21 protein-coding genes are annotated in these 21,101 nt (G+C 73.9%); 14 read left to right on the plus strand and 7 right to left on the minus strand.

Annotated elements, in window-relative coordinates:
* Positions 1–185: 185 nt before the first annotated feature.
* The 3 genes from ACFU9E_RS28475 to ACFU9E_RS28485 all read right to left on the minus strand — a co-directional run bounded on the left by ACFU9E_RS28475 (position 186) and on the right by ACFU9E_RS28485 (position 3,092).
* A complete protein-coding gene (locus ACFU9E_RS28475) occupies positions 186–1,106 on the minus strand; it encodes a lytic polysaccharide monooxygenase (RefSeq protein WP_355370890.1) in 921 nt (306 codons plus the stop codon).
* Between the two features lie 269 nt (positions 1,107–1,375).
* Positions 1,376–1,783: a hypothetical protein gene (locus ACFU9E_RS28480; RefSeq protein WP_380687756.1), complete on the minus strand. Its 408-nt coding sequence runs from the start codon at positions 1,781–1,783 to the stop codon at positions 1,376–1,378.
* A gap of 79 nt (positions 1,784–1,862) precedes the next feature.
* Positions 1,863–3,092 carry an amino acid deaminase/aldolase gene (locus tag ACFU9E_RS28485; protein WP_380687754.1) on the minus strand — a complete coding sequence of 410 codons (1,230 nt, stop codon included), beginning with the start codon at positions 3,090–3,092 and terminating at the stop codon, positions 1,863–1,865.
* Between the two features lie 99 nt (positions 3,093–3,191).
* On the opposite strand from ACFU9E_RS28485, the gene ACFU9E_RS28490 reads away from it, so the two are divergent.
* On the plus strand, positions 3,192–3,965 hold the full coding sequence (locus tag ACFU9E_RS28490; RefSeq protein WP_380687752.1) for an SseB family protein: 774 nt from the start codon (positions 3,192–3,194) through the stop codon (positions 3,963–3,965).
* A gap of 58 nt (positions 3,966–4,023) precedes the next feature.
* Here the strand turns inward: ACFU9E_RS28490 and ACFU9E_RS28495 are convergent, their stop codons facing one another.
* On the minus strand, positions 4,024–4,401 hold the full coding sequence (locus ACFU9E_RS28495; RefSeq protein ID WP_380687750.1) for a DUF1844 domain-containing protein: 378 nt from the start codon (positions 4,399–4,401) through the stop codon (positions 4,024–4,026).
* A 460-nt stretch (positions 4,402–4,861) separates the two neighbouring features.
* Between ACFU9E_RS28495 and infC the strand changes: the two genes are divergently transcribed.
* The 9 genes from infC to ACFU9E_RS28540 all read left to right on the plus strand — a co-directional run bounded on the left by infC (position 4,862) and on the right by ACFU9E_RS28540 (position 14,353).
* A complete protein-coding gene (gene infC / locus ACFU9E_RS28500; protein ID WP_380687758.1) occupies positions 4,862–5,587 on the plus strand; it encodes a translation initiation factor IF-3 in 726 nt (241 codons plus the stop codon).
* A gap of 139 nt (positions 5,588–5,726) precedes the next feature.
* The gene (rpmI, locus tag ACFU9E_RS28505) at positions 5,727–5,921 is read left to right on the plus strand and encodes a 50S ribosomal protein L35 (protein ID WP_030055648.1); all 195 of its coding nucleotides are present in this window, start codon (positions 5,727–5,729) and stop codon (positions 5,919–5,921) included.
* Between the two features lie 109 nt (positions 5,922–6,030).
* Positions 6,031–6,426, plus strand: a complete 396-nt coding sequence (gene rplT / locus ACFU9E_RS28510) for a 50S ribosomal protein L20 (RefSeq protein ID WP_030395970.1) — start codon at positions 6,031–6,033, stop codon at positions 6,424–6,426.
* Positions 6,427–6,524: 98 nt separating this feature from the next.
* Positions 6,525–7,385 carry a TrmH family RNA methyltransferase gene (locus ACFU9E_RS28515; RefSeq protein ID WP_380687962.1) on the plus strand — a complete coding sequence of 287 codons (861 nt, stop codon included), beginning with the start codon at positions 6,525–6,527 and terminating at the stop codon, positions 7,383–7,385.
* A 122-nt stretch (positions 7,386–7,507) separates the two neighbouring features.
* The gene (locus ACFU9E_RS28520) at positions 7,508–8,611 is read left to right on the plus strand and encodes an ATP-binding protein (protein WP_355370872.1); all 1,104 of its coding nucleotides are present in this window, start codon (positions 7,508–7,510) and stop codon (positions 8,609–8,611) included.
* 248 nt (positions 8,612–8,859) lie between these two features.
* Positions 8,860–9,981, plus strand: coding sequence for a phenylalanine--tRNA ligase subunit alpha (gene pheS, locus ACFU9E_RS28525; protein ID WP_355370869.1), 1,122 nt, complete (start codon positions 8,860–8,862; stop codon positions 9,979–9,981).
* Positions 9,981–12,482 carry a phenylalanine--tRNA ligase subunit beta gene (pheT, locus tag ACFU9E_RS28530; protein WP_380687960.1) on the plus strand — a complete coding sequence of 834 codons (2,502 nt, stop codon included), beginning with the start codon at positions 9,981–9,983 and terminating at the stop codon, positions 12,480–12,482. Before pheS ends, pheT begins: the two co-directional genes overlap by 1 nt.
* Before the next feature lie 186 nt (positions 12,483–12,668).
* Complete coding sequence (locus ACFU9E_RS28535; protein WP_380686333.1) at positions 12,669–13,514, plus strand: chitosanase; 846 nt, start codon at positions 12,669–12,671, stop codon at positions 13,512–13,514.
* A 107-nt stretch (positions 13,515–13,621) separates the two neighbouring features.
* Complete coding sequence (locus ACFU9E_RS28540) at positions 13,622–14,353, plus strand: hypothetical protein (RefSeq protein WP_380686332.1); 732 nt, start codon at positions 13,622–13,624, stop codon at positions 14,351–14,353.
* A gap of 412 nt (positions 14,354–14,765) precedes the next feature.
* On the opposite strand, the gene ACFU9E_RS28545 is transcribed toward ACFU9E_RS28540, so the two are convergent.
* On the minus strand, positions 14,766–15,641 hold the full coding sequence (locus ACFU9E_RS28545) for a 3-hydroxybutyryl-CoA dehydrogenase (RefSeq protein ID WP_380686330.1): 876 nt from the start codon (positions 15,639–15,641) through the stop codon (positions 14,766–14,768).
* A 294-nt stretch (positions 15,642–15,935) separates the two neighbouring features.
* Here ACFU9E_RS28545 and ACFU9E_RS28550 point away from each other — a divergent pair, with 294 nt between their 5' ends.
* The gene (locus ACFU9E_RS28550; RefSeq protein ID WP_380686328.1) at positions 15,936–16,754 is read left to right on the plus strand and encodes an SDR family NAD(P)-dependent oxidoreductase; all 819 of its coding nucleotides are present in this window, start codon (positions 15,936–15,938) and stop codon (positions 16,752–16,754) included.
* A 58-nt stretch (positions 16,755–16,812) separates the two neighbouring features.
* Here the strand turns inward: ACFU9E_RS28550 and ACFU9E_RS28555 are convergent, their stop codons facing one another.
* The gene (locus ACFU9E_RS28555) at positions 16,813–17,811 is read right to left on the minus strand and encodes a ketopantoate reductase family protein (protein WP_380686326.1); all 999 of its coding nucleotides are present in this window, start codon (positions 17,809–17,811) and stop codon (positions 16,813–16,815) included.
* Positions 17,812–17,857: 46 nt separating this feature from the next.
* A complete protein-coding gene (locus ACFU9E_RS28560) occupies positions 17,858–18,754 on the minus strand; it encodes a polysaccharide deacetylase family protein (RefSeq protein WP_380686324.1) in 897 nt (298 codons plus the stop codon).
* A gap of 274 nt (positions 18,755–19,028) precedes the next feature.
* On the opposite strand from ACFU9E_RS28560, the gene ACFU9E_RS28565 reads away from it, so the two are divergent.
* From ACFU9E_RS28565 to ACFU9E_RS28575, 3 genes are all read left to right on the plus strand, one after another.
* Positions 19,029–19,916 (plus strand): SAM-dependent methyltransferase, encoded by an 888-nt coding sequence (locus ACFU9E_RS28565; protein WP_380686322.1) that lies wholly within the window; start codon positions 19,029–19,031, stop codon positions 19,914–19,916.
* The gene (locus tag ACFU9E_RS28570; RefSeq protein ID WP_380686320.1) at positions 19,913–20,452 is read left to right on the plus strand and encodes an HD domain-containing protein; all 540 of its coding nucleotides are present in this window, start codon (positions 19,913–19,915) and stop codon (positions 20,450–20,452) included. The genes ACFU9E_RS28565 and ACFU9E_RS28570 overlap by 4 nt, the downstream gene beginning before the upstream one ends.
* A gap of 105 nt (positions 20,453–20,557) precedes the next feature.
* Positions 20,558–21,067: an FBP domain-containing protein gene (locus ACFU9E_RS28575; protein ID WP_380686318.1), complete on the plus strand. Its 510-nt coding sequence runs from the start codon at positions 20,558–20,560 to the stop codon at positions 21,065–21,067.
* Positions 21,068–21,101 lie beyond the last annotated feature (34 nt).

Raw genomic sequence — 21,101 nt, forward strand, 5'->3', positions numbered from 1 at the left:
CAGTCCCTCGGTGACGCCGGACTCGACGCACCGCTCTGGTGCGCCACCCGGGGCGGGGGCGGCCCCCCCCGGGGGGGGCCGGGCGTGTTTCCGGGGGGGGGGCCCGCCGCCGTTCTCACTGCCGGTGGATCGGCCGGGGCGGGGCCGAACGGGGGATGGAGCGGCCCGGCCCCGGCTTCCGGCGGTCAGCCGTCGTGTCGCACAGCCTCGACCCGACGGCGCCGGAGCACCATGCCGGCCCAGCCGACGCCGATCGCGGCGGCACCGGTCAGCAGCAGCGGGCCGGTGGCGGAACCGCCACCCACCGCCGCGCTGTCGGCCGCGACGACCTTGCCGGCGGGCTCCTCGGCGTTGCCGCCGTGCCCGTGGTGGGCGACGGTGGACTTGGACTGGCCGGCGGCGATCTGCGCCTCGCTGGGCGCGGCCGGGGCCTGGGCGGTGAGCGCCGACGCGGCGGCGGCGGTGCCGCCCTTGCCGAAGTCGACGTCGGAGCAGCTGTAGAACGCCTCCGGGCTGTCGGTGCGCTGCCACACCATGTAGAGCAGCTGACGGCCGGTGCGCTGCGGCAGGGTGCCGGTGTAGTTGTAGTAGCCGTTGTCCGAGGTGCGGGAGGTGGCCACCTGGGCGACCGGGACGGCGTCGAGGTCGGACCACTTCAGCGGCTGGGTCGGGTCCCAGCTCTGCTTGGTGATGTAGATGGTCTGGTTGCCCTGGTGGGCGGCGGTGACCCGGAAGTTGAAGTTGACCTTGCCCGCGGAGACCGGGCTGGCCGGCCAGTCGGCGCGCGGCAGGTCCAGCGCCTTGTACTTGTCGCGGCCGGCGGAGCAGAGCTTGCCGTCCGGGATCTGCGCCTGGTGGGCGCCGTTGACGCTGGGGAGGTTGACCTCGTTCCAGTCGTACAGCGGCTGGGTGCCGCCGAGCGCGACGACGTCCTTGCAGATCTGCGACTTGGGGGTCTCCGGGCCCTCCGCGTAGCAGGCCGCGACCCGGCTGACCGGGTTGGTGACGGTGCCGTGGGCGGAGGCCGTGCCGATGCCGACGGCCGAGACGGAGAGGAACGCGGCGCCGACGACGCCGACGGACATGGCGGTTCGCTTGATGGACATGGGGTGGGGACTCCTTGACCGTGAACCGGGTCGAGGCTGTGGGGGGAACTGCCGGGCACGTCTGCCCGAGGGGCCCGCCGACCCGGCGCGGCGCCCCTGGGGGGAGCGTATGATTGGACTAGACCAGCTGGCAATAGTGCGTCGTGGGCCACTTTTTGACGGAATGTGGCCCTTCGAGCAGCGCAAAGGCCCGACGGGGCGCCTGGGTTAGGCATCCCTTCGGGCCTGCTTAAGGTGGGACCAAGGTTCTCCGCAGCCCCCCGGGCGGTCTACTGCCCCCGCCTGATCTGCGCGCCGGTCTGGATGACGGTGCCGCGCACCGTCGAGTCGCGCACCGTGTTGACGGTGTGGTGCACCACGACCGACTGCGGCTGCCTCGGAGTGAACTCCTCCAGCAGGGCGCGCAGTTCCTCCGCCACCTGCGGGTCCTGGCGCAGCAGCCGGCGGATCCGGTTGCGCAGCTCGGCCCTCTGGTCGTCGACCAGCTCCTCGTCGCCGTCCGCCCGGACCACCTCGACCCGGATCTCCTCCAGCTCGGCGGACACCTCCTCGGCGTCCCGGCCGCGCCCCAGCAGTCCCGCGAGCCGGGAACGCAGCTGCGTCCAGGCCTCGGTGGCCATCAGTCCGACCACCGTCGTGGCGCCCGTGGTCACCAGCTGTGCGATCTCGGCCTCCACGGCCTCCCCCTTCGTCCGTTCCGGTCCGCTCTCCCACGGTAGTGGAACCGCGGCCCCGGGTGGAGTGCGGGCGCGCCGCTCAGAGGAAGGTCCGCCCCTCGCCCCGGTAGGTCGGTACGGTGCGCACCACCGCGTCGCCCTCCACCAGGTGCAACTCGGCGAACCGCTCGCAGAGTTCCCCCGCCTTGGCGTGCCGGAACCAGACCCGGTCGCCGATCAGCAGGTCGTCGGCGGCCGCGCCGAGCAGCGGCGTCTGCACCTCGCCGGCCCCCTCCATCGGGTCGTAGCGCAGCCCCGGCGGCAGGTAGGGCACGGGGGAGCGGTCCGGGCCGGCCGCGCCGGACGCCGGGTAGCCGCCGCCGAGCACGGTCACCACGCCCACCCCGGGGCGGCGCACCACCGGCTGGCCGAACAGCGCCGCCGGCCGGCCGCGGAACGCCCGGTAGTGGTCGAACAGCTGCGGCTGGTAGAGCCCGGACCCGGCCGCCACCTCGGTCACCGCGCGCTCGGCCACCGTCGACTCGACGCTGCCGGTGCCGCCGCCGTTGACGAACTCCAGCTCGGCCACCCGGCGCAGCAGCCGCACCGTGGCCGCCCGGCGCTCGGCCAGCTCGGCCCGCGCCCGGGCCTGCATCACCCGCACCAGTGCGGAGCGCACCGGGCGCCCGGGCACCGCGTCGCCCACCCCGGCGACGTGTCCCTCGTAGGCCATCAGCCCGACCACCCGGAAGCCCCGGCGGCGCTGCACCAGCTCGGCGAAGGCGGCCACGTCCTCGGGGGTGCGCAGCGGGGAGCGGCGGGCGCCGACCCGTACCCGGCCGCCGAGCAGGTGCAGTGAGGTGTCCAGCTCCAGGCAGACCCGCACCTCGGCGGGGCCGGTCCGGGCGGCGTCGACCAGGTCCAGCTGGGCGGGGTCGTCCAGCACCACGGTGACGGCGGCGGCGAGCTCCGGGTCGGCGGTCAGCTCGGCGAAGCCCGCCCGGTCGCTGGAGGGGTAGGCGAGCAGGACGTCGCGCAGCCCGGAGCGGGCCAGCCAGAGCGACTCGGCGAGGGTGAAGCTCATCACCCCGGCGAAGCCGCGCACGGCCAGCACCCGCTCCAGGAGGGCGCGGCAGCGCACCGACTTGCTGGCCACCCGGATCGGCTTGCCGGCGGCCCGGCGCACCAGGTCCGCCGCGTTGGCGTCGAAGGCCGCCAGGTCGAGGACGGCCACCGGGCCGTCCAGGTGGGCGGTGGCCCGGTCGTACCGGGCGCGGTCGGCGGCCGGCGAGGGGGCGGGGTGGGCGGCGGAGGCTTCGAGCGTGGCCATGCGCGCAGACTGCCACAGCGGGTCTACCCGCGGGTAGGGGACGGACGGGGGACCTTCGGTCCGTGTGGGGGCGCGGGGCCGTGGCATAGGGTCGGCCGGGTGGACCGCAAAGACTTCTCGAACCCGGCGTTCGTCGGCAAGAACATCCCCGACCCGGGTTTCTCCGGCGACGACGGCACCGCCGACCCGGCGCTCGCCGCCGCGCTCGCCCGTTGGGCGCAGGACCGCGCCGCCGAGCCCGAGGTGCTCGCGGCGCTGACGCCCACCCGGCTGATGGTGCCGATCGTCGCGATCCTCGGCGAGGTCGAGGTGGACGCGCACGGGCACCGCCACGAGAAGACCAGCGACATGGCCGTCCCGGTGCTGGAGGCCGCCGACGGCCGGCGCGCGCTGCCGGCCTTCACCTCGCTGGAGTCGCTGGCCCGCTGGCGCGCGGACGCCCGTCCGGCGCCCACCGCCGCCCCGCAGGCCGCGATGGTGGCCTTCTCCGAGCGGGCGGACACCCTGCTGGTGGACCCGGCCGGGCCGGTGCCGTTCCAGCTGTCCGGGGCCCGGCTGCGGGCGCTGGCGGAGAACCGGCCCTACCTGCCGCCGGCCGCCGACCCGCAGGTGCGCGAGGCGGTCCGGGCGCTGCTGGCGGCCGAGCCGCGGGTGACGGCCGGGCTGCTGGCGCCGGCGGAGGACTCGGACGGGGTGCTCGCGGTGCTCCTGGACCCGGCGCTGGACCAGGCCGGGATGCAGGCGGCCGCGCAGCGGGTCGGGCAGGCGGTGGCCGCCGACCCGGTGCTGCGGGTGCGGCTGGACCGAGGGCTGGACCTGGCGGTGCTGCCGGCGAGCGCCGGGCTGCCGGGCGAGCCGCTCTACCGGCGGTAGGAACGTCGCGGTTGCGTCTCGTGTGTCACGTGACACGCGAGACGCAACCGTCGGGGTCTCAGGAGTAGACCGGACCGGTGAACTTCTCGCCCGGCCCGGTACCCGGGGCGTCCGGGACGATCGAGGCCTCGCGGAAGGCCAGCTGCAGCGAGCGCAGGCCGTCGCGCAGCGGCGCGGCGTGGAAGTTGCTGATCTCCGGGGCGCCGGCGGTGACCAGTCCGGCCAGCGCGGTGATGAGCTTGCGGGCCTCGTCGAGGTCCTTGTCCTTCTCGCCGCCCTCGGCGAGGCCGCACTTCACGGCGGCGGCGCTCATCAGGTGCACCGCGACGGTGGTGATCACCTCGACGGCCGGGACCTCGGCGATGTCCCGGGTGAGGTCGTCGAAGCCGATCGCCTCGTCGTCCGCGGCGGGGTTCTGGGTGGGCTCGCTGCTCAAAGGTGGCTCGTTCCGTCGTGCCGGTGTCCGTACACAGGGAGCGTACAAGCCGGGGCGCGCGGGGGCGGAATAGCGTTCGACCCCCCGGCGCTGTATGCTTCGAGACTGACCGGCCAGACGTCCTCACGGAGGTCCGGCCAGCAAGTGGAGGCTCCACCCAGGAGGCCCGAGAGGGCAACCGCGAAAGTCTCCCACCTGATCGGCCTCACGGTCGACGGGTCCGGTCCGCGACGGGCGCCCAGTGTGCCGACGGTCGCCGCAGCGCCCCTCACCGGGTGCCGCCCCCGGTTGTGTGGAGCCCCGCTTGTACCGAGCGGGGCTTTTTTCGTGTCGCGGTGTGAACGGCCGAACGGAGCCGGGCACAGCGCAGCACGAATGAAGCCCCGCCCAGTGGTCGAGTCCACTACGTGCGACCGCCGTCCGACGGCCGCATCGCAGAAGGTGCAACCGAGGAGGCCCCATCAGCACCGAGCCCCGCATCAACGACCGGATTCGCGTCCCCGAGGTGCGACTCGTCGGTCCCAGCGGCGAGCAGGTCGGCATCGTGCCGCTTGCCAAGGCGCTGGAGCTCGCGCAGGAGTACGACCTCGACCTGGTCGAGGTCGCGGCGACCGCCCGGCCGCCGGTGTGCAAGCTCATGGACTACGGCAAGTTCAAGTACGAGTCGGCCATGAAGGCCCGTGAGGCGCGCAAGAACCAGGCGCACACGGTCATCAAGGAGATGAAGCTCCGGCCGAAGATCGACCCGCACGACTATGACACCAAGAAGGGTCACGTCGTCCGGTTCCTCAAGCAGGGCGACAAGGTCAAGATCACGATCATGTTCCGCGGTCGTGAGCAGTCCCGCCCCGAGCTGGGTTTCCGTCTGCTCCAGCGGCTCGCCGACGACGTCCAGGACCTGGGCTTCGTCGAGTCCTCGCCGAAGCAGGACGGCCGTAACATGATCATGGTTCTCGGCCCGCACAAGAAGAAGACCGAGGCGATGGCCGAGGCTCGCGCCGCCGCGGACGCCCGCAAGGCCGAGCGTCTGGGCCGCGCCGCCGGTGCGGACGAGGACATCGCCGAGTCCGACGAGCCCGCCGAGGCCCAGGACGCCGTCGAGGCCCAGGACGCCGCCGCCGAGACGGAGGCCGCCGAGGCCGCCGCTCCGGTCGAGCAGCCGGCCGAGGCCTCCCAGGGCGCCTGACCTCCCCAGGTCAGGAAGGTCCGGGAGACCGGCCACCAGGGTGACGGGGCGCCCCGCCCGGTCACCGCAGATCCATCCTTCACGCCCGCGCGGCGCACACCGCGCGGGCGTGGACGGACCGACGAGGAGATACGGCGAAATGCCGAAGCAGAAGACGCACAGTGGCGCCAGCAAGCGCTTCAAGATCAGTGGCTCTGGCAAGGTGCTGCGCGAGCGCGCCGGCCGCCGCCACCTCCTGGAGCACAAGCCCTCCACGCTGACCCGCAAGCTGGCCGGGACGGTCGAGCTGGCCCCCGCCGACGCCAAGAAGATCAAGAAGCTTCTCGGCAAGTGATCGCCCTCCCGCCCGGCGCGAGCCGCGTGCGGGGCAGCTGATCCTTCCCGACCCATTCGAATGACGGACCACGTGAAGTAGTCCGTGGTCCAACCCAAGGAGTAATCAAGTGGCACGCGTCAAGCGGGCAGTCAACGCCCACAAGAAGCGCCGGGTCATCCTGGAGCGCGCCAGCGGCTACCGCGGCCAGCGCTCGCGCCTGTACCGCAAGGCCAAGGAGCAGGTCACCCACTCGCTGGTCTACAACTTCAACGACCGCAAGAAGCGCAAGGGCGACTTCCGTCAGCTGTGGATCCAGCGCATCAACGCTGCGGCCCGTGCCAACGGCATCACCTACAACCGCTTCGTGCAGGGCCTGAAGGCCGCCAGCGTCGAGATCGACCGCAAGATGCTGGCCGACCTGGCCGTCAACGACCCGGGTGCCTTCGCCGCCCTGGTCGAGGTGGCCCAGAAGGCGCTGCCGGCCGACGTGAACGCCCCGAAGGCCGCCGCCGACGCCGCCTGATCTTCCGAGATCGGTTGAGCTCTGACCGGACCCGCAGGCTCGCCTGCGGGTCCGGTCCTGCTTTGCCCCCTCCTTCAGCGCCTCCGGAGAACGAGACCATGCCCAGCACCGACACCCCCCTGCTCACCTCGCTGCGTTCGCCCCGGGTGGTCGCCGCCCGGCGGCTCGCCAAGCGGAGCCAGCGCGGCAAGGAGCGCCGCTTCCTCGCCGAGGGCCCGCAGGCCGTGCGCGAGGCCGTCGCCTTCGGCAGGCTGCCGGGCACCGGTGAGCACGCCGTGGTCGAGGTCTACGCGACGCCGGACGCCGCCGAGCGGCACGCCGGCATCGTCGAGGCCGCCCTGGCCGAGGGGCTGCCGGTGCTGACCGCCACCGACGAGGTCGTCGCCGAGATCTGCGACACGGTGACCCCGCAGGGCATCGTCGCGCTCTGCCGCTTCATCGACACGCCCTTCACCGACGTGCTCGCCGCCCGCCCCAAGCTGGTCGCGGTGCTCGCCCACGTGCGCGACCCCGGCAACGCCGGCACCGTGCTGCGCACCGCCGACGCGGCCGGCGCGGACGCCGTGGTGCTGACCGACGCCTCCGTCGACCTCTACAACCCGAAGGCCGTGCGGGCCTCGGTCGGCAGCCTCTTCCACCTCCCGGTCGCCGTCGGCGTGCCGGTCGAGGAGGCGATCGGCCGGCTGCGCGAGGCCGGGGTGCGGGTGCTCGCCGCCGACGGCGCGGGGGAGCGCGACCTCGACCGGGAGCTCGACGAGGGCACCCTGGGCGCGCCGGGCGCATGGGTGTTCGGCAACGAGGCGTGGGGGCTCCCGGAGGAGACCCGCGCACTGACCGACGAGGTGGTGCGCGTGCCGATCCACGGCCACGCCGAGAGCCTCAACCTGGCCACCGCCGCCGCCGTCTGCCTCTACGCCTCGGCCCGCGCCCAGCGTTCGCCCGGCGGCTGCCGAGCCTAGGGCCGACCCGGGCGCCGACCCGCGGCGGCAAGTCGACGTGGGCCCTACTACCGGGGGCTGCGAGGCGCTAGGGTCTGCCTCGGTGGGGGGAAAGACACGGTGGGTAATCGGGGAGGACACCCATGGTCGGCAGCGGGGCAGAACTGGACCCGGACGACCTGCCGGACGGCCTGGTGGTCGCCGACGCCCTGGGCCGGGTGACCTGCTTCAACCGCGCCGCCGCCCGGCTGACCGGCGTGCTCCCGCAGGCCGCGCTCGGCAGCGAGCTGGAGGACGTCCTGCCGCTGGAGGACCTCGACGGCCGCCGCTGGTGGCAGCTGACCGACCCGTACGGCGGCCTGGCGGTGCGCACCGGCCAGCCGGAGCGCAACCTGCTGCTGCCCGGCGGCCGTGAGGTGCTGGTCTCCGCCCGCTACGTCCGCGCGCACCCGGGCGGCCCGCTGGAGCGGCTGGTGATCGCCCTGCGCGGCACCGAGGCGCGCCGGCGCACCGAGCGCAGCCACGCCGAGCTGATCGCCACCGTGGCGCACGAGCTGCGCTCGCCGCTCACCAGCGTCAAGGGGTTCACCGCGACCCTGCTCGCCAAGTGGGAGCGGTTCACCGACGGGCAGAAGCGGCTGATGCTGGAGACCGTGGACGCCGACGCCGACCGGGTCACCCGGCTGATCGCCGAGCTGCTGGACATCTCCCGGATCGACGCCGGCCGGCTGGAGCTGCGCAAGCAGGTCGTCGACCTGGCCGCCGCCGTGCGCCGGCACGTCGAGCGCAAGGTCGCCACCGGCATCCCCGAGGACCGCTTCGACGTCCGGGTCAGCGAGCCGCTCACCGTGCTGTGGGCCGACCCGGACAAGGTCGACCAGGTGCTCGCCAACCTGCTGGAAAACGCGGTGCGGCACGGCGAGGGAACTGTCACCATCGAGGTGGCACCGGCCAAGGAGGTCGTCGAGGCCCCCGTCTGGGAGCGCCCCGGCGCCCCGCCCCGCATCGTGGAAGGCACAGCGGTCACCGTGAGCGACGAAGGCAGCGGCATCCCCGAGGAAGCGGTGCCGCGCGTCTTCACCCGCTTCTGGCGCGGCTCCAAGCGCGGCGGCACCGGGCTCGGCCTCTACATCGTCAAGGGCATCGTGGAGGCCCACGGCGGCTCGATCCGCGTCGACCGCGCGCCCGGCGGCGGCGCCCGGTTCCGATTCATCCTGCCCGCCGGGATCCCCGACTTCATGCTCTGAACGAGCGTGGACGGCAGGCACCACCTGTCGCGGGCGGCCCACCGGGCGGGCTTGACGGCGGTCGCGCTACGCGCTGCGACTACACTCGACCTTTGGCGTTGTGGAACGCCCCGCGCGGCCGCGCCGCGGACACCCCGCCTCCCCGGTTCGGAGAACGGCTGCCCGTGCCCCGGCCACGCCGGGCGTGACGCGAAGGCACGAGCCCCTTTACCTGAGCACGGACGAGCAGGAGCACGGGAAAGATAGAGATGTCGGCACCCAACAAGTCGTACGACCCGGTCGAGGTCGAGGCCCTCAAGCCCGAGGTGGTGGAGGCGGCCCGGGACGAGGCCGTCGCCGCGTTCGCCGCCGCCACCAGCCTCGACGAGCTGAAGCAGGCCAAGGTCGCCCACACCGGCGACCGCTCCGCCCTGTCCCTCGCCAACCGCGAGATCGGCGCCCTGCCCCCGCACGCCAAGGCCGCGGCCGGCAAGCTGATCGGCCAGGCCCGGGGCGCCGTCAACCAGGCGCTCGCCAAGCGGCAGGCCGAACTGGAGGCCGAGCGCGACGCCCGTGTGCTGGTCGAGGAGGCGGTGGACGTCACGCTGCCCTACGACCGCACCCCGCGCGGCGCCCGCCACCCGCTGACCACGCTGGCCGAGCGCATCGAGGACACCTTCGTCGCGATGGGCTACCAGGTCGCCGAGGGCCCCGAGGTCGAGGCCGAGTGGCTCAACTTCGACGCCCTCAACCTGGGCCCGGACCACCCGGCCCGCTCCATGCAGGACACCTTCTTCGTGCAGGCCCCGGACGGCTCCGCCGACTCCGGCGTGGTGCTGCGCACCCAGACCTCCCCGGTCCAGGCCCGCACCCTGCTCGACCGCGAGCCCCCCGTCTACGTGGTCTGCCCCGGCCGGGTCTACCGCACCGACGAGCTGGACGCCACCCACACCCCGGTCTTCCGCCAGGTCGAGGGCCTGGCCGTGGACGAGGGCATCACCTTCGCCGACCTCAAGGGCACCATCGAGCAGCTGGTCTCGACCCTGATCGGCGACGGCCTGGAGCTGCGCTGGCGCCCCTCCTACTTCCCGTTCACCGAGCCGAGCGCCGAGATCGACCTGCAGTGCTTCGTGTGCCGCGGCGAGTCGGTCGGCAACCCGGACCGCCCCTGCCGCACCTGCGGCTCCGAGGGCTGGATCGAGCTCGGCGGCTGCGGCGTGGTCAACCCGCGGGTGCTCGTCGCCTGCGGCGTGGACCCCAACCGCTACAGCGGGTTCGCCTTCGGCCTGGGCCTGGAGCGGATCCTGATGAACCGTCACAACGTCGCCGACATGCGCGACATGGTCGAGGGTGACGTGCGCTTCACCCTCCCGTTCGGGATGGAGATCTGATGCGCGTCCCGCTTTCCTGGCTGCGCGAGTACGTCGACCTGCCGGCCGGTGAGACCGGCCGCGACGTGGCCGAGCGGCTGGTCCGCGCCGGCCTGGAGGTCGAGACCGTCGAGCAGCTCGGCGGCGACCTCAAGGGCCCGCTGGTGGTCGGCGAGGTGCTCTCCATCGAGGAGCTGACCGGCTTCAAGAAGCCGATCCGGCACTGCTTCGTCAACGTCGGCGACGCCAACGGCACCGGCGAGCCGCAGGAGATCGTCTGCGGCGCCAGCAACTTCGCCGTCGGCGACAAGGTCGTCGTGGTGCTCCCCGGCGCCGTGCTGCCCGGCCCGTTCCCGATCGCGGCCCGCAAGACCTACGGCCAGACCTCGGCCGGCATGATCTGCTCGGCCCGCGAGCTCGGCATGGGCGACGACCACAACGGCATCATCGTGCTGCCGCCCGAGTTCGAGCCCGGCACCGACGCCATCGAGCTGCTCCAGCTCGTCGACGAGGTGCTCGACATCGCCGTCACCCCGGACCGCGGCTACTGCCTGTCCATGCGCGGCGTGGCCCGCGAGGCCGCCGCCGCGTACGGGCTGCCGCTGGCCGACCCGGCGCTGCTCGACGTGCCGCCGGCCAACTCCTTCGGCTACCTGGTGAAGGTCAACGACCCGGCCGGCTGCGACCGCTTCGTGGCCCGCACCGTGGTCGGCCTCGACCCGGCCGCCAAGTCCCCGATCTGGCTCCAGCGCCGGCTCCAGAAGGCGGGCATCCGCCCGATCTCGCTGGCCGTCGACATCACCAACTACGTGATGCTGGAGGTCGGCCAGCCGCTGCACGCCTACGACAAGCAGCGCGTCGACGGCCCGATCGTGGTCCGCCGCGCCGAGGCCGGCGAGAGCCTCACCACGCTGGACGGCGTGAAGCGCACGCTGTCCGCCGAGGACCTGCTGATCTGCGACAACAGCGGCCCGATCGGCCTGGCCGGCGTCATGGGCGGCGCCTCCACCGAGATCCTCGACCCGGCCGCGGGTCCGGGCACCACCGAGGTGATCATCGAGGCGGCGCACTTCGACCCGGTCGCCATCGCCCGCGGCGCCAAGCGGCACAAGCTGCCCTCCGAGGCGTCCAAGCGCTTCGAGCGCGGCGTCGACCCCGAGGCCGCCCGCGCGGCCGCGCAGCGCGCGGTCGACCTGCTGGTGCTGATCGCCGGCGGCACCGCCGAGGCGGGCGTCACCGACATCGCCGCCCCGCACCCGGTGCGCACCATCACCATCGCCGCCGACCTGCCCGACCGGGTCGCCGGCACCGCGTACGGCCGCGAGACGGTCACCCGGCGCCTGCAGGAGATCGGCTGCTCGGTCGCCGGCGCCGACGTCCTGGAGGTCACCCCGCCGACCTGGCGCCCCGACCTCACCGACCCGTACGACCTCGCCGAGGAGGTCATCCGGCTGGAGGGCTACGACAACGTCCCCGCCCGGATGCCCACCGTCCCGCCGGGCAAGGGCCTGACCGAGGCCCAGCGGATGCACCGCCGGGTCGGCGTCGCGCTGGCCGGGGCCGGCTACGTCGAGGTCAACAACTACCCGTTCGTCGGCGAGGCCGCCTTCGAGGCGCTCGGCCTGGAGGCGGAGGACCGCCGCCGGCGGACCGTCACCCTGGTCAACCCGCTGAACGACGAGGAGCCGGGGCTGCGCACCACGCTGCTGCCGGGCCTGCTCGGGGCGCTGCGCCGCAACGTCGGCCGCGGCAACACCGACCTGGCGATCTTCGAGACGGGCACCGTGTTCCTGCCGAAGGACGAGCTGTCGGTCGCCCCGCGTCCGGCCGTCGACCGCCGGCCCAGCGACGAGGAGCTGGCGGCGCTGGACGCCGCGCTGCCGCACCAGCCGCGCCGGGTCGCCGTCGCGCTGGCCGGCGAGCGGCTGCCCTCCGGCTGGTGGGGCAAGGGCGCGCCGGCGAGCTGGGCCGACGCCATCGAGGCCGCCCGCACGGTGGCCCGTGCCGCCGGCGTCGAGCTGACCGTGCGCCAGGGCCGGCTCATGCCGTGGCACCCGGGCCGCTGCGCCGAGCTGGTGGTGGCCGGCACCGACCGGGTGGTCGGCCACGCCGGTGAGCTGCACCCGCGCGTCGTCAAGGCGCTGGGCCTGCCGGAGCGCACTGCCGCGATGGAGCTGGACGTGGACCTGCTGGCCGCCGACGGCGCCGTGCGGGTCGACGGCCCGGCGGTCTCCGGCTTCCCGGTGGCCACCCAGGACGTCGCGCTGATCGTCGACGACGCGGTGCAGGCCGCCGACGTGGAGGCCGCGCTGCGGGCCGGGGCCGGTGAACTGCTGGAGGCGATCCGGCTGTTCGACGTCTTCACCGGCGAGCAGGTCGGCGCGGGCAAGAAGTCGCTGGCGTACGCGCTGCGGTTCCGCGCCGGGGACCGGACGCTGACCGCCGACGAGGCGAGCGCCGCCCGCGAGGCCGCCGTCGCCGAGGCCGTCGCCCGTACGGGCGCGGTGCTGCGCGGCGCCTGACGCCCCGTCGGAAGGGCCCCGGCCGGATCGCCGGCCGGGGCCCTTCCGCGTGCCGTGCCGGTGCGATCGCGGACCGTCCCCTTGCGCCGCGCCGGGCGTGAACGCTTCAATCAAGTTAGGAAACTTTCCTAACTTCTCGTCGGGTCCGGCCACCCCCGTGCCCGGACCAGGGAAACGGAGCGTCAGATGCGTACCCAGCACCGCACCGCCCGCACCGCCCGCCTCGCCCTCGCCGCCCTGCTGGTCGCCGCCCCGGCCACCGTCGCGGCCGCCGGCACCGTCCACGCCGCCCCCGTCGCGGGCACCGTCCGGCTCGCCGCCGTCGGCCTGGACGACCCGCACAAGAAGGACATCGCCATGCAGCTGGTGTCCAGCGCCGAGAACTCCACCCTCGACTGGAAGGCCCAGTACAAGTACATCGAGGACATCAACGACGGCCGCGGCTACACCGCCGGCATCATCGGCTTCTGTTCCGGCACCGGCGACATGCTCGAACTCGTCGAGCACTACACCGACCTCAAGGCGGGCAACATCCTCGCCAAGTACCTCCCGGCGCTGCGCAAGGTCAACGGCACCGACTCGCACGCCGGCCTCGGCTCCGCCTTCGAGAAGGACTGGGCCACCGCCGCCAAGGACACCGTCTTCCAGCAGGCCCAGAACGACGAGCGCGACCGCGTCTACTTCAACCCCTCGGTCAAGCAGGCCAAGGCCGACGGCCTGCGCGCGCTCGGCCAGTTCGTCTACTACGACGCCATCGTGATGCACGGCCCCGGTAGCGGATCCGACAGCTTCGGCGGCATCCGCAGCGCCGCCATGAAGAAGGCGAAGACCCCCGCCCAGGGCGGCGACGAGGCCACCTACCTCAAGGCCTTCCTGGAGGCCCGCAAGGTCGTGATGAAGAAGGAGGAGGCGCACGCCGACACCAGTCGGGTCGACACCGAGCAACTGGTCTTCCTCAACGCCGGCAACTTCGACCTCAACCCGCCGCTGAAGTGGAAGGTCTACGGCGACAGCTACGCCATCAACAGCTGACCCGCCGCCGGGCGGTGGCGGGTGCGTCCGGCGCCCGGCCGGGCCTCCCGCCACCGGCCCGTTTATTCGGATGACGCCCGAACGGACGCGCTGGTAGCGTCCCCGACGTGGCAAAGCTGAACCAGATCATCGCCGTCGAAAAGGGCGTCAAGTCGAAGTCCTTCCAGGAGCTGACGCAGTCCCACCAGGATCTGCAGAAGCCCCCGCTGCTGGCCGGCATCTCCCGGACGTACCAGCCCAAGGACGAGGAGGGCGAGCAGCTGCCCCCCGAGTCCACCCGCGTCCAGGTCAAGGCCGAGGACGTGCTGCGGGCCACGGCCACCACCCTCACCCGGCTGTTCGACGTCACCGCGACGAAGGACTGGGCCAACACCGAGGCCCGCGCCGACGTCGTCGTCGACGGCCGCACGCTGGTCGCCGCCGCGCCGGTCACCTACCTGCTCTTCCTGGAGAAGCAGCTCACCGACCTGCGGACCTTCGTCCGCAAGCTGCCCGTCCTGGACGCCGCCGAGGCCTGGAGCCACGACCCGTCCACGGACTCCTGGAAGACCGAGGCGGTGCGCACCATCCGCACCAAGAAGGTGCCGCGCAACCACGTCAAGGCCGAGGCCACCGAGAAGCACCCGGCGCAGGTCGAGGTGTACTACGAGGACGTCGCGATCGGCTACTGGACGACCGTGAAGTTCTCCGGGGCCCTGCCCGCCCGGCGGGTCAACGAGCTCCTGGAGCGGGTCGAGAAGCTCCAGCAGGCCGTCCAGTTCGCCCGCGAGGAGGCCAACGGCGCCGAGGTCGACGACCGGCGGGTCGGCGACGCGGTCTTCGGCTACCTGTTCGGGTAGCCCCACGAGCCCCCCGGGTGAGACCGGGGGTGGCGCGAAAAGCGCAAGCTGACACTGAAGTCGAAGCTGATACCGGGGAGACGGTGGGGGTTCGAATCCCTCCTCCGGCACCACGTGCCGGAGTGGCCCAATGGCAGAGGCGCCCCGTAAGACTCAGACTCTCGCTCAAGTCTCAGCATTCGCCGCCGAGCGCCGGATCGACCGGGTGTGTGCTACAGCGTGGGATGCGGGTTCGACTCCCGTCTGCGCCTCTCCGCGGCGCGGTAGCTTCAATGGCAGAGCAACGCTGTGAAACTGACCCACACCCTTAAACGTGCCGGTGCGCAGCAATTGGGTGGCACACCAGGGGCCCGGGAGCTGGATACCGCTCCCGGGCCCCGTCACGTCCGCCCCGACCCTCGGGCGTCCGACGTCAGGCGGTGGCGGTCGCCGTGTAGTCGTAGAAGCCGCGGCCGGACTTGCGGCCCAGCAGGCCCGCGTCCACCATCCGCGACAGCAGCGGGGGAGCGGCGTACAGCGGCTCCTTGTACTCGTCGTACATCGACTCGGCGATCGAGACGACGGTGTCCAGACCGATCAGGTCGCACAGCCGCAGCGGGCCCATCGGGTGGGCGCAGCCGGCCTCCATGCCCTTGTCGATGTCGGAGGCGGTCGCCACCCCCGACTCGAACATCCGCACCGCCGACAGCAGGTACGGCACCAGCAGCGCGTTCACCACGAAGCCGGCCCGGTCCCGGGCCCGGATCGGGGCCTTCTGCAGCACCTCGGTGGCGAACGCCTCCACCCGGTCGGTGGTGGTCGCCGAGGTGGTCAGGGTCGGGATCACCTCGACCAGCTTCTGCACCGGCGCCGGATTGAAGAAGTGCAGGCCGATCACCTGCTCCGGGCGGGAGGTGGCGGCGGCCAGCTTCACGATCGGGATCGAGGAGGTGTTCGAGGCGAGGATCGCGTCCCGGCGCTCGACCACCCGGTCCAGGGTCTCGAAGATCTTCACCTTGATGTCCGCGCGCTCGGCGACCGCCTCGACCACCAGGTCGCGGTCGGCGAAGTCCGCCAGGTCGACGGTGAACGCCAGGCGGGACAGTGCCTCGTCCCGCTGCTCCTCGGTCAGCTTGCCGCGCTTCACGGCGGTGTCCAGCGAGTTGGTCAGCCGGGCGCGCCCGAACTCCAGCGCCTCCCCACTGGCCTCGGCGACCAGGACGTCCAGCCCCGCCCGGGCGAACACCTCCGCGATGCCCGACCCCATGAGTCCGCAGCCGATCACTCCGACGCGCGCGATGTCACTCACTCAGTTGCCCTTCGGTGGTGCTGGGGGTCGCCCAGCGACAGATGACCCAGCAGCTGCTGTTCGGCGGTGCGGGACACCGGTATGTGCGGACCGGTGCACCGTCCCGACGACGTTACTACTCCCTACCGGCGAGTAGGTCATCCCCTCCCCGGCCGACCCGGGGGCCGGCGCCTTCCCCCGAACGGGTGGGTCCGCCCGCGTCGCGGGGGCGCCCCGGCGACGCCCCGCCCGCCCGGACGACAGAATGCGGGGCCTGACCGCGGGTGGTCACCAACGGACGGAGGGAGCACGGGCATGCCGACGGGATCGCTCACGGGACAGGTCGGCCTGGTCACCGGCGCCGGCCGCGGCATCGGCCGGGAGATCGCCATCGGCCTCGCCGCCGAGGGCATGGCCGTCGGCCTGGTCGGCCGCACCCACGAGACCCTCACCGACACCCTCAAGGAGTGCGTGCGGCACGGTGCGCGCGGCGTCGCCGTCACCGCCGACGTCACCCGTCCCGGCTCGGTGCGCGAGGCCGTCCGGCTGATCGAACGCGACCTCGGCCCCGTCGACCTGCTGGTCAACAACGCCGGCCAGGTCGACCGCGCCGAGGTCCCGCTCTGGGAGACCGACGTCAACCAGTGGTGGCAGGTCGTCGAGGTCAACCTGCGCGGCCCCTACAACCTGCTGCGCTGCGTCCTGCCCGGCATGGTCCGGCGCCGGCGCGGGCGCGTCGTCAACCTCAACTCCGGTTTCGCGCTGCGCCCCGACGGCCACTACACCGCGTACGCCACCTCCAAGGGCGCGCTGCTCCAGCTCTCCGACAACCTCGCCGACTCGCTCGCCGAGCACCATGTGGTGATCCTCGACATCAGCCCCGGCGCGGTCGCCACCGACATGACCGCCGGGATGCCGATGTTCCGGGACACCAAGGACTGGGGCTCCATCCCGTACATGGTCGCCGTCACCGTGGACGCCGCCCGCGGGCGCTTCGACGCGCTGCACGGGCGCTTCCTGCACGCCGGGCGGGACGACCTCGGGGAACTCGTCCGCCGGGCCGAGGAGATCCGCGCGGCGGACGCCCGTACGCTGCGGCTGCGCCCCTACGGGCCCGGCGATCCGATGGGCTGACGCGTCGAACGGCCGGAGCGTCGGCGCCACCGGCCGACCGGTGCCGCCGACGATCCGGTCACAGCGCGGTGAGCGCCGACAGCTCCTCGGCGGTGAGCGAGCCCGGCGCCCGGCCGGTGCGGGCGAACTCCCCGGCCAGCCGCTGCAGTGCCTCGTTGAGCGGCGCCGGCACCCCGTGCAGCCGGCCCAGCAGCACGATCTCGCCGTTCAGGTGGTCGGCCTCGATCGAGCCGGTGCCGCGCGCCAGGCTCTGCCAGGACGACGAGCCGCTGCGCTCCTCGCCGGCCACCGGCTCCAGCCGCAGCGTCGCACGCGCCACGCGGACCTGCTCGGCCGGGTCCCGGTGGGCGATGCCGGCGGCCGCCAGCACCGCGACGCCCTCCGCGACCGCCCGCTCCCGCAGCGCCCGCAGCTCCTCGCCGTCGGTCCCACCGGCCACCGCGTCCAGCGCGTTGCCGAGGTTGCCGAGCAGCTTGGTGTACTTCCAGCGCATCACGTCCTCCGCCACCGGGGCGCTGAAGCCCGAGGCGGCGAGGTCGGCGGCGATCGCGGCGGCCCGGGCGCCGCCGGTGCCGGACGGATGGCCGCCCAGCCACAGCACCCCGCTCACCGGGGTGCCGCCCGCGCTCACCCGGCCGGGCGCCAGATGGGTGGACGGCATCCACACGCACATCGCCAGCACCTCGCGGAACAGCCGCAGGGCGAGCCGCTCGTTCTCCACCCCGTTCTGCGCGCACACCAGCGGCAGCCGCTCGGCGGCCGTGCCGCCCCCGGCCACCGGGCACGGTGCCCAGGCGGCCAGCGCGGCGGCGGTGTCCTGCGTCTTCACGGCCAGCACCAGCACGTCGTCCGCCCGCAGCGCCACCTCCCGCGGTCCGCCGACGGCCGGGATCCGCAGCGTCCGCACCCCCTGCGGGGTGCCGAACCGCAGGCCGTCCGCGCGCAGCGCCGCCAGGTGCGCGCCGCGCGCCACCAGCACCACGTCGTGCCCGCCCTCGTGCAGCCGGGCACCGATCGTGCCGCCCACCGCACCCGCCCCGATGATGATGTACCGCATCCCCGAAGCATCGCACGCGTCCCGGGTGCCCCACGGGCCCCGGGGGTCAGGCGCAGAGGCGGCTCGCGGTCACCGGGGTGAGGCCGGCCCTGCCGAGGCCGTCGAGGATGCCGGGCAGCGCGTCGACCGTGCAGCGGTGGCCCAGGTGCAGGGCGACCACCGAGCCGCCGCGCACCGAACCGAGCACCCGGCGCTGCAGTTCGGCGGCGCTCGGGTCGGCGTAGTCGCGTGGGTCCACGTCGAAGGAGAGCACGTGCTCGTAGCCGACCGCCCTGGCCTGCTCCCGCACCATCGGCGTGGCGTACTGGGCGGCCGAGGGGCGGAACCAGCGGCCGATCGAGCCGGTGAGCCGTTGCAGCCGTTCCGCGCACTCGGCGATCTCGGCGCGGGCCCGGTCGGGGGGCATGGTCGAGATGTTCTGGTGGTTCTGGGTGTGGTTGCCCAGCTCGTGGCCGCCGTCCAGGATCCGGCGGGCCATTCGGGGCTGCTGGTCGAGCCAGCTGCCGACGACCATCACGGTGAGCCCGACGCCGCGCTGTTCGGCGATCTCCAGCAGCGCGGTGGCGAGCGCCGGGTCGCCGCTGCCGTGGAAGGTCAGCGCGACGTTGCGGCCGGTGCGCGGCCCGTACGCGACCTCGACCGGGGTGCCGGGCGCCAGCGGCGGCAGCACCGGCGGGGTGGGCGGCGCGCCGGCGTCGGCGGTGGGCGGGGCGCTCGCGGCGGCCGTGGTCGCGTCGGGTGCCGGCGAGGCCGCTCCCTCGCCGGCGGCCCAGGCCGGGTCGACGGTGCCCGACGGGTCCACCGGGCCCGGACGCGTGGCGAACGTCCCCGGGTCGGCCCGGCGTCGGCCGGTGTCGCCGCAGGCGGTGAGCAGGCCGCCGACGGCGGTGAGGGCGGCCAGTTTGACGGTGGTGCGCAGGACGGTGCGCCGGTCGGCAGTCATCGGCAGCCAGCATAGAGACGGCGTCACCGGGTGGCGACCGCCGGCGCCGTCGGCCCGGAGTCGCGCGCGGACCGTCGTTGACGTGCCCACACGTCGCTGTTCGGATACTGCGGAAACCTGAACTTCCGCTGTTTTGGCGGCGTTTCGTCGGTTACGATCACGGCGCACCGCGCGGTGGGGGCGCCACCGGCCGCCGGCCGGCCGCGGGGCGAGGAGACAGCAACCGTCCGGCAGGGGACACTGCGGACGTCGTGGACACACCAGGGGGCGGCAGATGAGTGAGGACAGGACGGCGGCGCTGGGCGTCACCGGCACCGACTGGGAGTGGGCGCTCGCCGAGGACTGGCAGCCGCCGACCGAACTGGACACCGGGGTCCCGCACACGGCCCGGATGTACGACTACTACCTCGGCGGCAAGGACAACTTCGAGGCCGACCGCACGGCCGCCGAGGCCGCCATCGCCGCCTATCCGGCGCTGCGGCTGCTGGCCCGCACCAACCGCGAATTCCTCGGCCGCGCCGTCGAGTTCGCGGCCGACCGGGGCATCCGGCAGTTCCTCGACATCGGCACCGGCATCCCCGCCGTCGGCTCCACCAGCGAGGTCGCCCGCCGGGTCGCCCCGGACGCCCGGGTCGTCTACGTCGACAACGACCCGATCGTGGCCACCCACGCGCGCGCCCTGCTCGCCGGCCACCCGGCCGGCCACACCTCCGTCATCGAGGCGGACCTGCGCGAGCCCGGGACGATCCTCGCCCACCCGGCCCTGAGCGCGGCCGTGGACCTCGGCGAACCGGTCGCCCTGATGCTGGTCGCCGTGCTGCACTTCATCCGCGACGAGGACGGCGCGGAGCGGATCGTGCGCACCCTGCGCGACGCGCTGGCGCCGGGCAGCGCGCTGATCCTCTCGCACGGCAGCCCCGACTTCGCCTCCCGGGAGAGCGCCGCCGAGGGCACCCGCGTCTACCGCAGCGCCAGCGCCCCGCTGGTGCTGCGCCCGCGCTCGGCCGTCGAGCCCTTCTTCGGCGACTTCGAGTTCGCCGGCCCCGGCCTCGTCCAGCTCCCGCTCTGGCGCCCCGAGGCCGGCCACATCCGCACCGCCGACCTCCCCGACGGCTGGCAGGACGTCTCCGCCTACGCGGGTGTCGCCTTCAAGCGCGGATGACCGCCCCCACCCCGCCGTTGCCCGCGGCCGCCCTGCTGGCGGCCGTCGACGCCCCGCCCCGGCTGACGGCCCATCTCGGCCTGGTGCACGAGGTCGCCGGGACGATCCTCGACTGGTGCGCCGGGTACGGCGTGCCGGTGGACCGGGAGGCCGTGCTGTTCGGCGCGGCCACCCACGACATCGGCAAGGCCGTCCACCGCGAGGAGCTCTCCGTCCCCGGCTCGCTGCACGAGCGGGCCGGGTACGAGCTGCTGCTCGCCCACGGCGTGCCGCGGCGCCTCGCCCGCTTCGCCGGCACCCACGGCAGCTGGGGCGAGCCCGGCACCACCGTGGAGGACCTGCTGGTCAGCCTGGCCGACAAGGCGTGGAAGGACAGCCGGGTCCGCGACCTGGAGGACCGAGTGGTCGACCGGCTGGCGCGGGCGGCCGGGCGCGAGTCCTGGGAGGTGTTCCTCGCCCTCGACGACCTGCTCACCGGGATCGGCGCCGACGCCCCGCGGCGGCTCGCCGTCCAGGCCGCCCACCCGGTGGCCTGACCGCGGCGGTGGCGGCGTCGGCGGGCGGTTCGGGGCTCGGGGACGGTGAGGGGCGCGCGGAAAATCGGGAGACGGGTGCGGCGGGGCGGTGTTAGCTTGCCGGGCATGCGAGCGCTGACCGACCCCGAGATCCGTGCGTCCTTCGTCAACTGTTCCAAGGGCGAGGCCCGGCGGCTCAACCTGCCCCGAGGGCTGGCCGAACTCCCCTGGGACGATCTCGACTTCCTCGGCTGGCGGGACCAGGGCGCGCCCGACCGCGCCTATCTGGTCGCCGAGCACCGCGACGAGCTGGTCGGCGTCACCCTGCGGGTGCCCTCGTTCCGGCGGAGCATGACCAAGACCAACGTCTGCTCGCTGTGCGTCACCGCCCACGCGGGTTCCGGCGTGGCGCTGCTCACCGCCCGCCGGGCGGGGGCGGCGGGGCGGGAGGGCAATACCGTCGGCACCTACATCTGCGCCGACCTCGCCTGCTCGCTGTACGTGCGCGGGCGCAAGAACTCCGCGGCGGTCACCCGCCCCAACGAGTCGCTCCCGCTGGAGGAGCAGATCGCCCGGACGCTGGCCAACCTGGACGCCTTCCTGACCCAGGTCCGCACCGACACCCTGGCCGCCTGAACCCCGGCGACGCGCCCCGTCACCGCCGGACCGG

Source organism: Kitasatospora sp. NPDC057595 (assembly GCF_042800875.1).
GTDB lineage: Bacteria > Actinomycetota > Actinomycetes > Streptomycetales > Streptomycetaceae > Kitasatospora.

Bases quoted from the DNA above. Each gene is read 5' to 3' on its own strand.
- ACFU9E_RS28475 (WP_355370890.1), bottom strand. From the start codon at position 1,106: ATGTCCATCAAGCGAACCGCCATGTCCGTCGGCGTCGTCGGCGCCGCG.
- ACFU9E_RS28485 (WP_380687754.1), bottom strand. From the start codon at position 3,092: ATGGCCACGCTCGAAGCCTCCGCCGCCCACCCCGCCCCCTCGCCGGCC.
- rpmI (WP_030055648.1), top strand. From the start codon at position 5,727: ATGCCGAAGCAGAAGACGCACAGTGGCGCCAGCAAGCGCTTCAAGATC.
- ACFU9E_RS28515 (WP_380687962.1), top strand. From the start codon at position 6,525: ATGCCCAGCACCGACACCCCCCTGCTCACCTCGCTGCGTTCGCCCCGG.
- ACFU9E_RS28520 (WP_355370872.1), top strand. From the start codon at position 7,508: ATGGTCGGCAGCGGGGCAGAACTGGACCCGGACGACCTGCCGGACGGC.
- pheS (WP_355370869.1), top strand. From the start codon at position 8,860: ATGTCGGCACCCAACAAGTCGTACGACCCGGTCGAGGTCGAGGCCCTC.
- pheT (WP_380687960.1), top strand. From the start codon at position 9,981: ATGCGCGTCCCGCTTTCCTGGCTGCGCGAGTACGTCGACCTGCCGGCC.
- ACFU9E_RS28535 (WP_380686333.1), top strand. From the start codon at position 12,669: ATGCGTACCCAGCACCGCACCGCCCGCACCGCCCGCCTCGCCCTCGCC.
- ACFU9E_RS28550 (WP_380686328.1), top strand. From the start codon at position 15,936: ATGCCGACGGGATCGCTCACGGGACAGGTCGGCCTGGTCACCGGCGCC.
- ACFU9E_RS28555 (WP_380686326.1), bottom strand. From the start codon at position 17,811: ATGCGGTACATCATCATCGGGGCGGGTGCGGTGGGCGGCACGATCGGT.
- ACFU9E_RS28560 (WP_380686324.1), bottom strand. From the start codon at position 18,754: ATGACTGCCGACCGGCGCACCGTCCTGCGCACCACCGTCAAACTGGCC.
- ACFU9E_RS28565 (WP_380686322.1), top strand. From the start codon at position 19,029: ATGAGTGAGGACAGGACGGCGGCGCTGGGCGTCACCGGCACCGACTGG.
- ACFU9E_RS28570 (WP_380686320.1), top strand. From the start codon at position 19,913: ATGACCGCCCCCACCCCGCCGTTGCCCGCGGCCGCCCTGCTGGCGGCC.
- ACFU9E_RS28575 (WP_380686318.1), top strand. From the start codon at position 20,558: ATGCGAGCGCTGACCGACCCCGAGATCCGTGCGTCCTTCGTCAACTGT.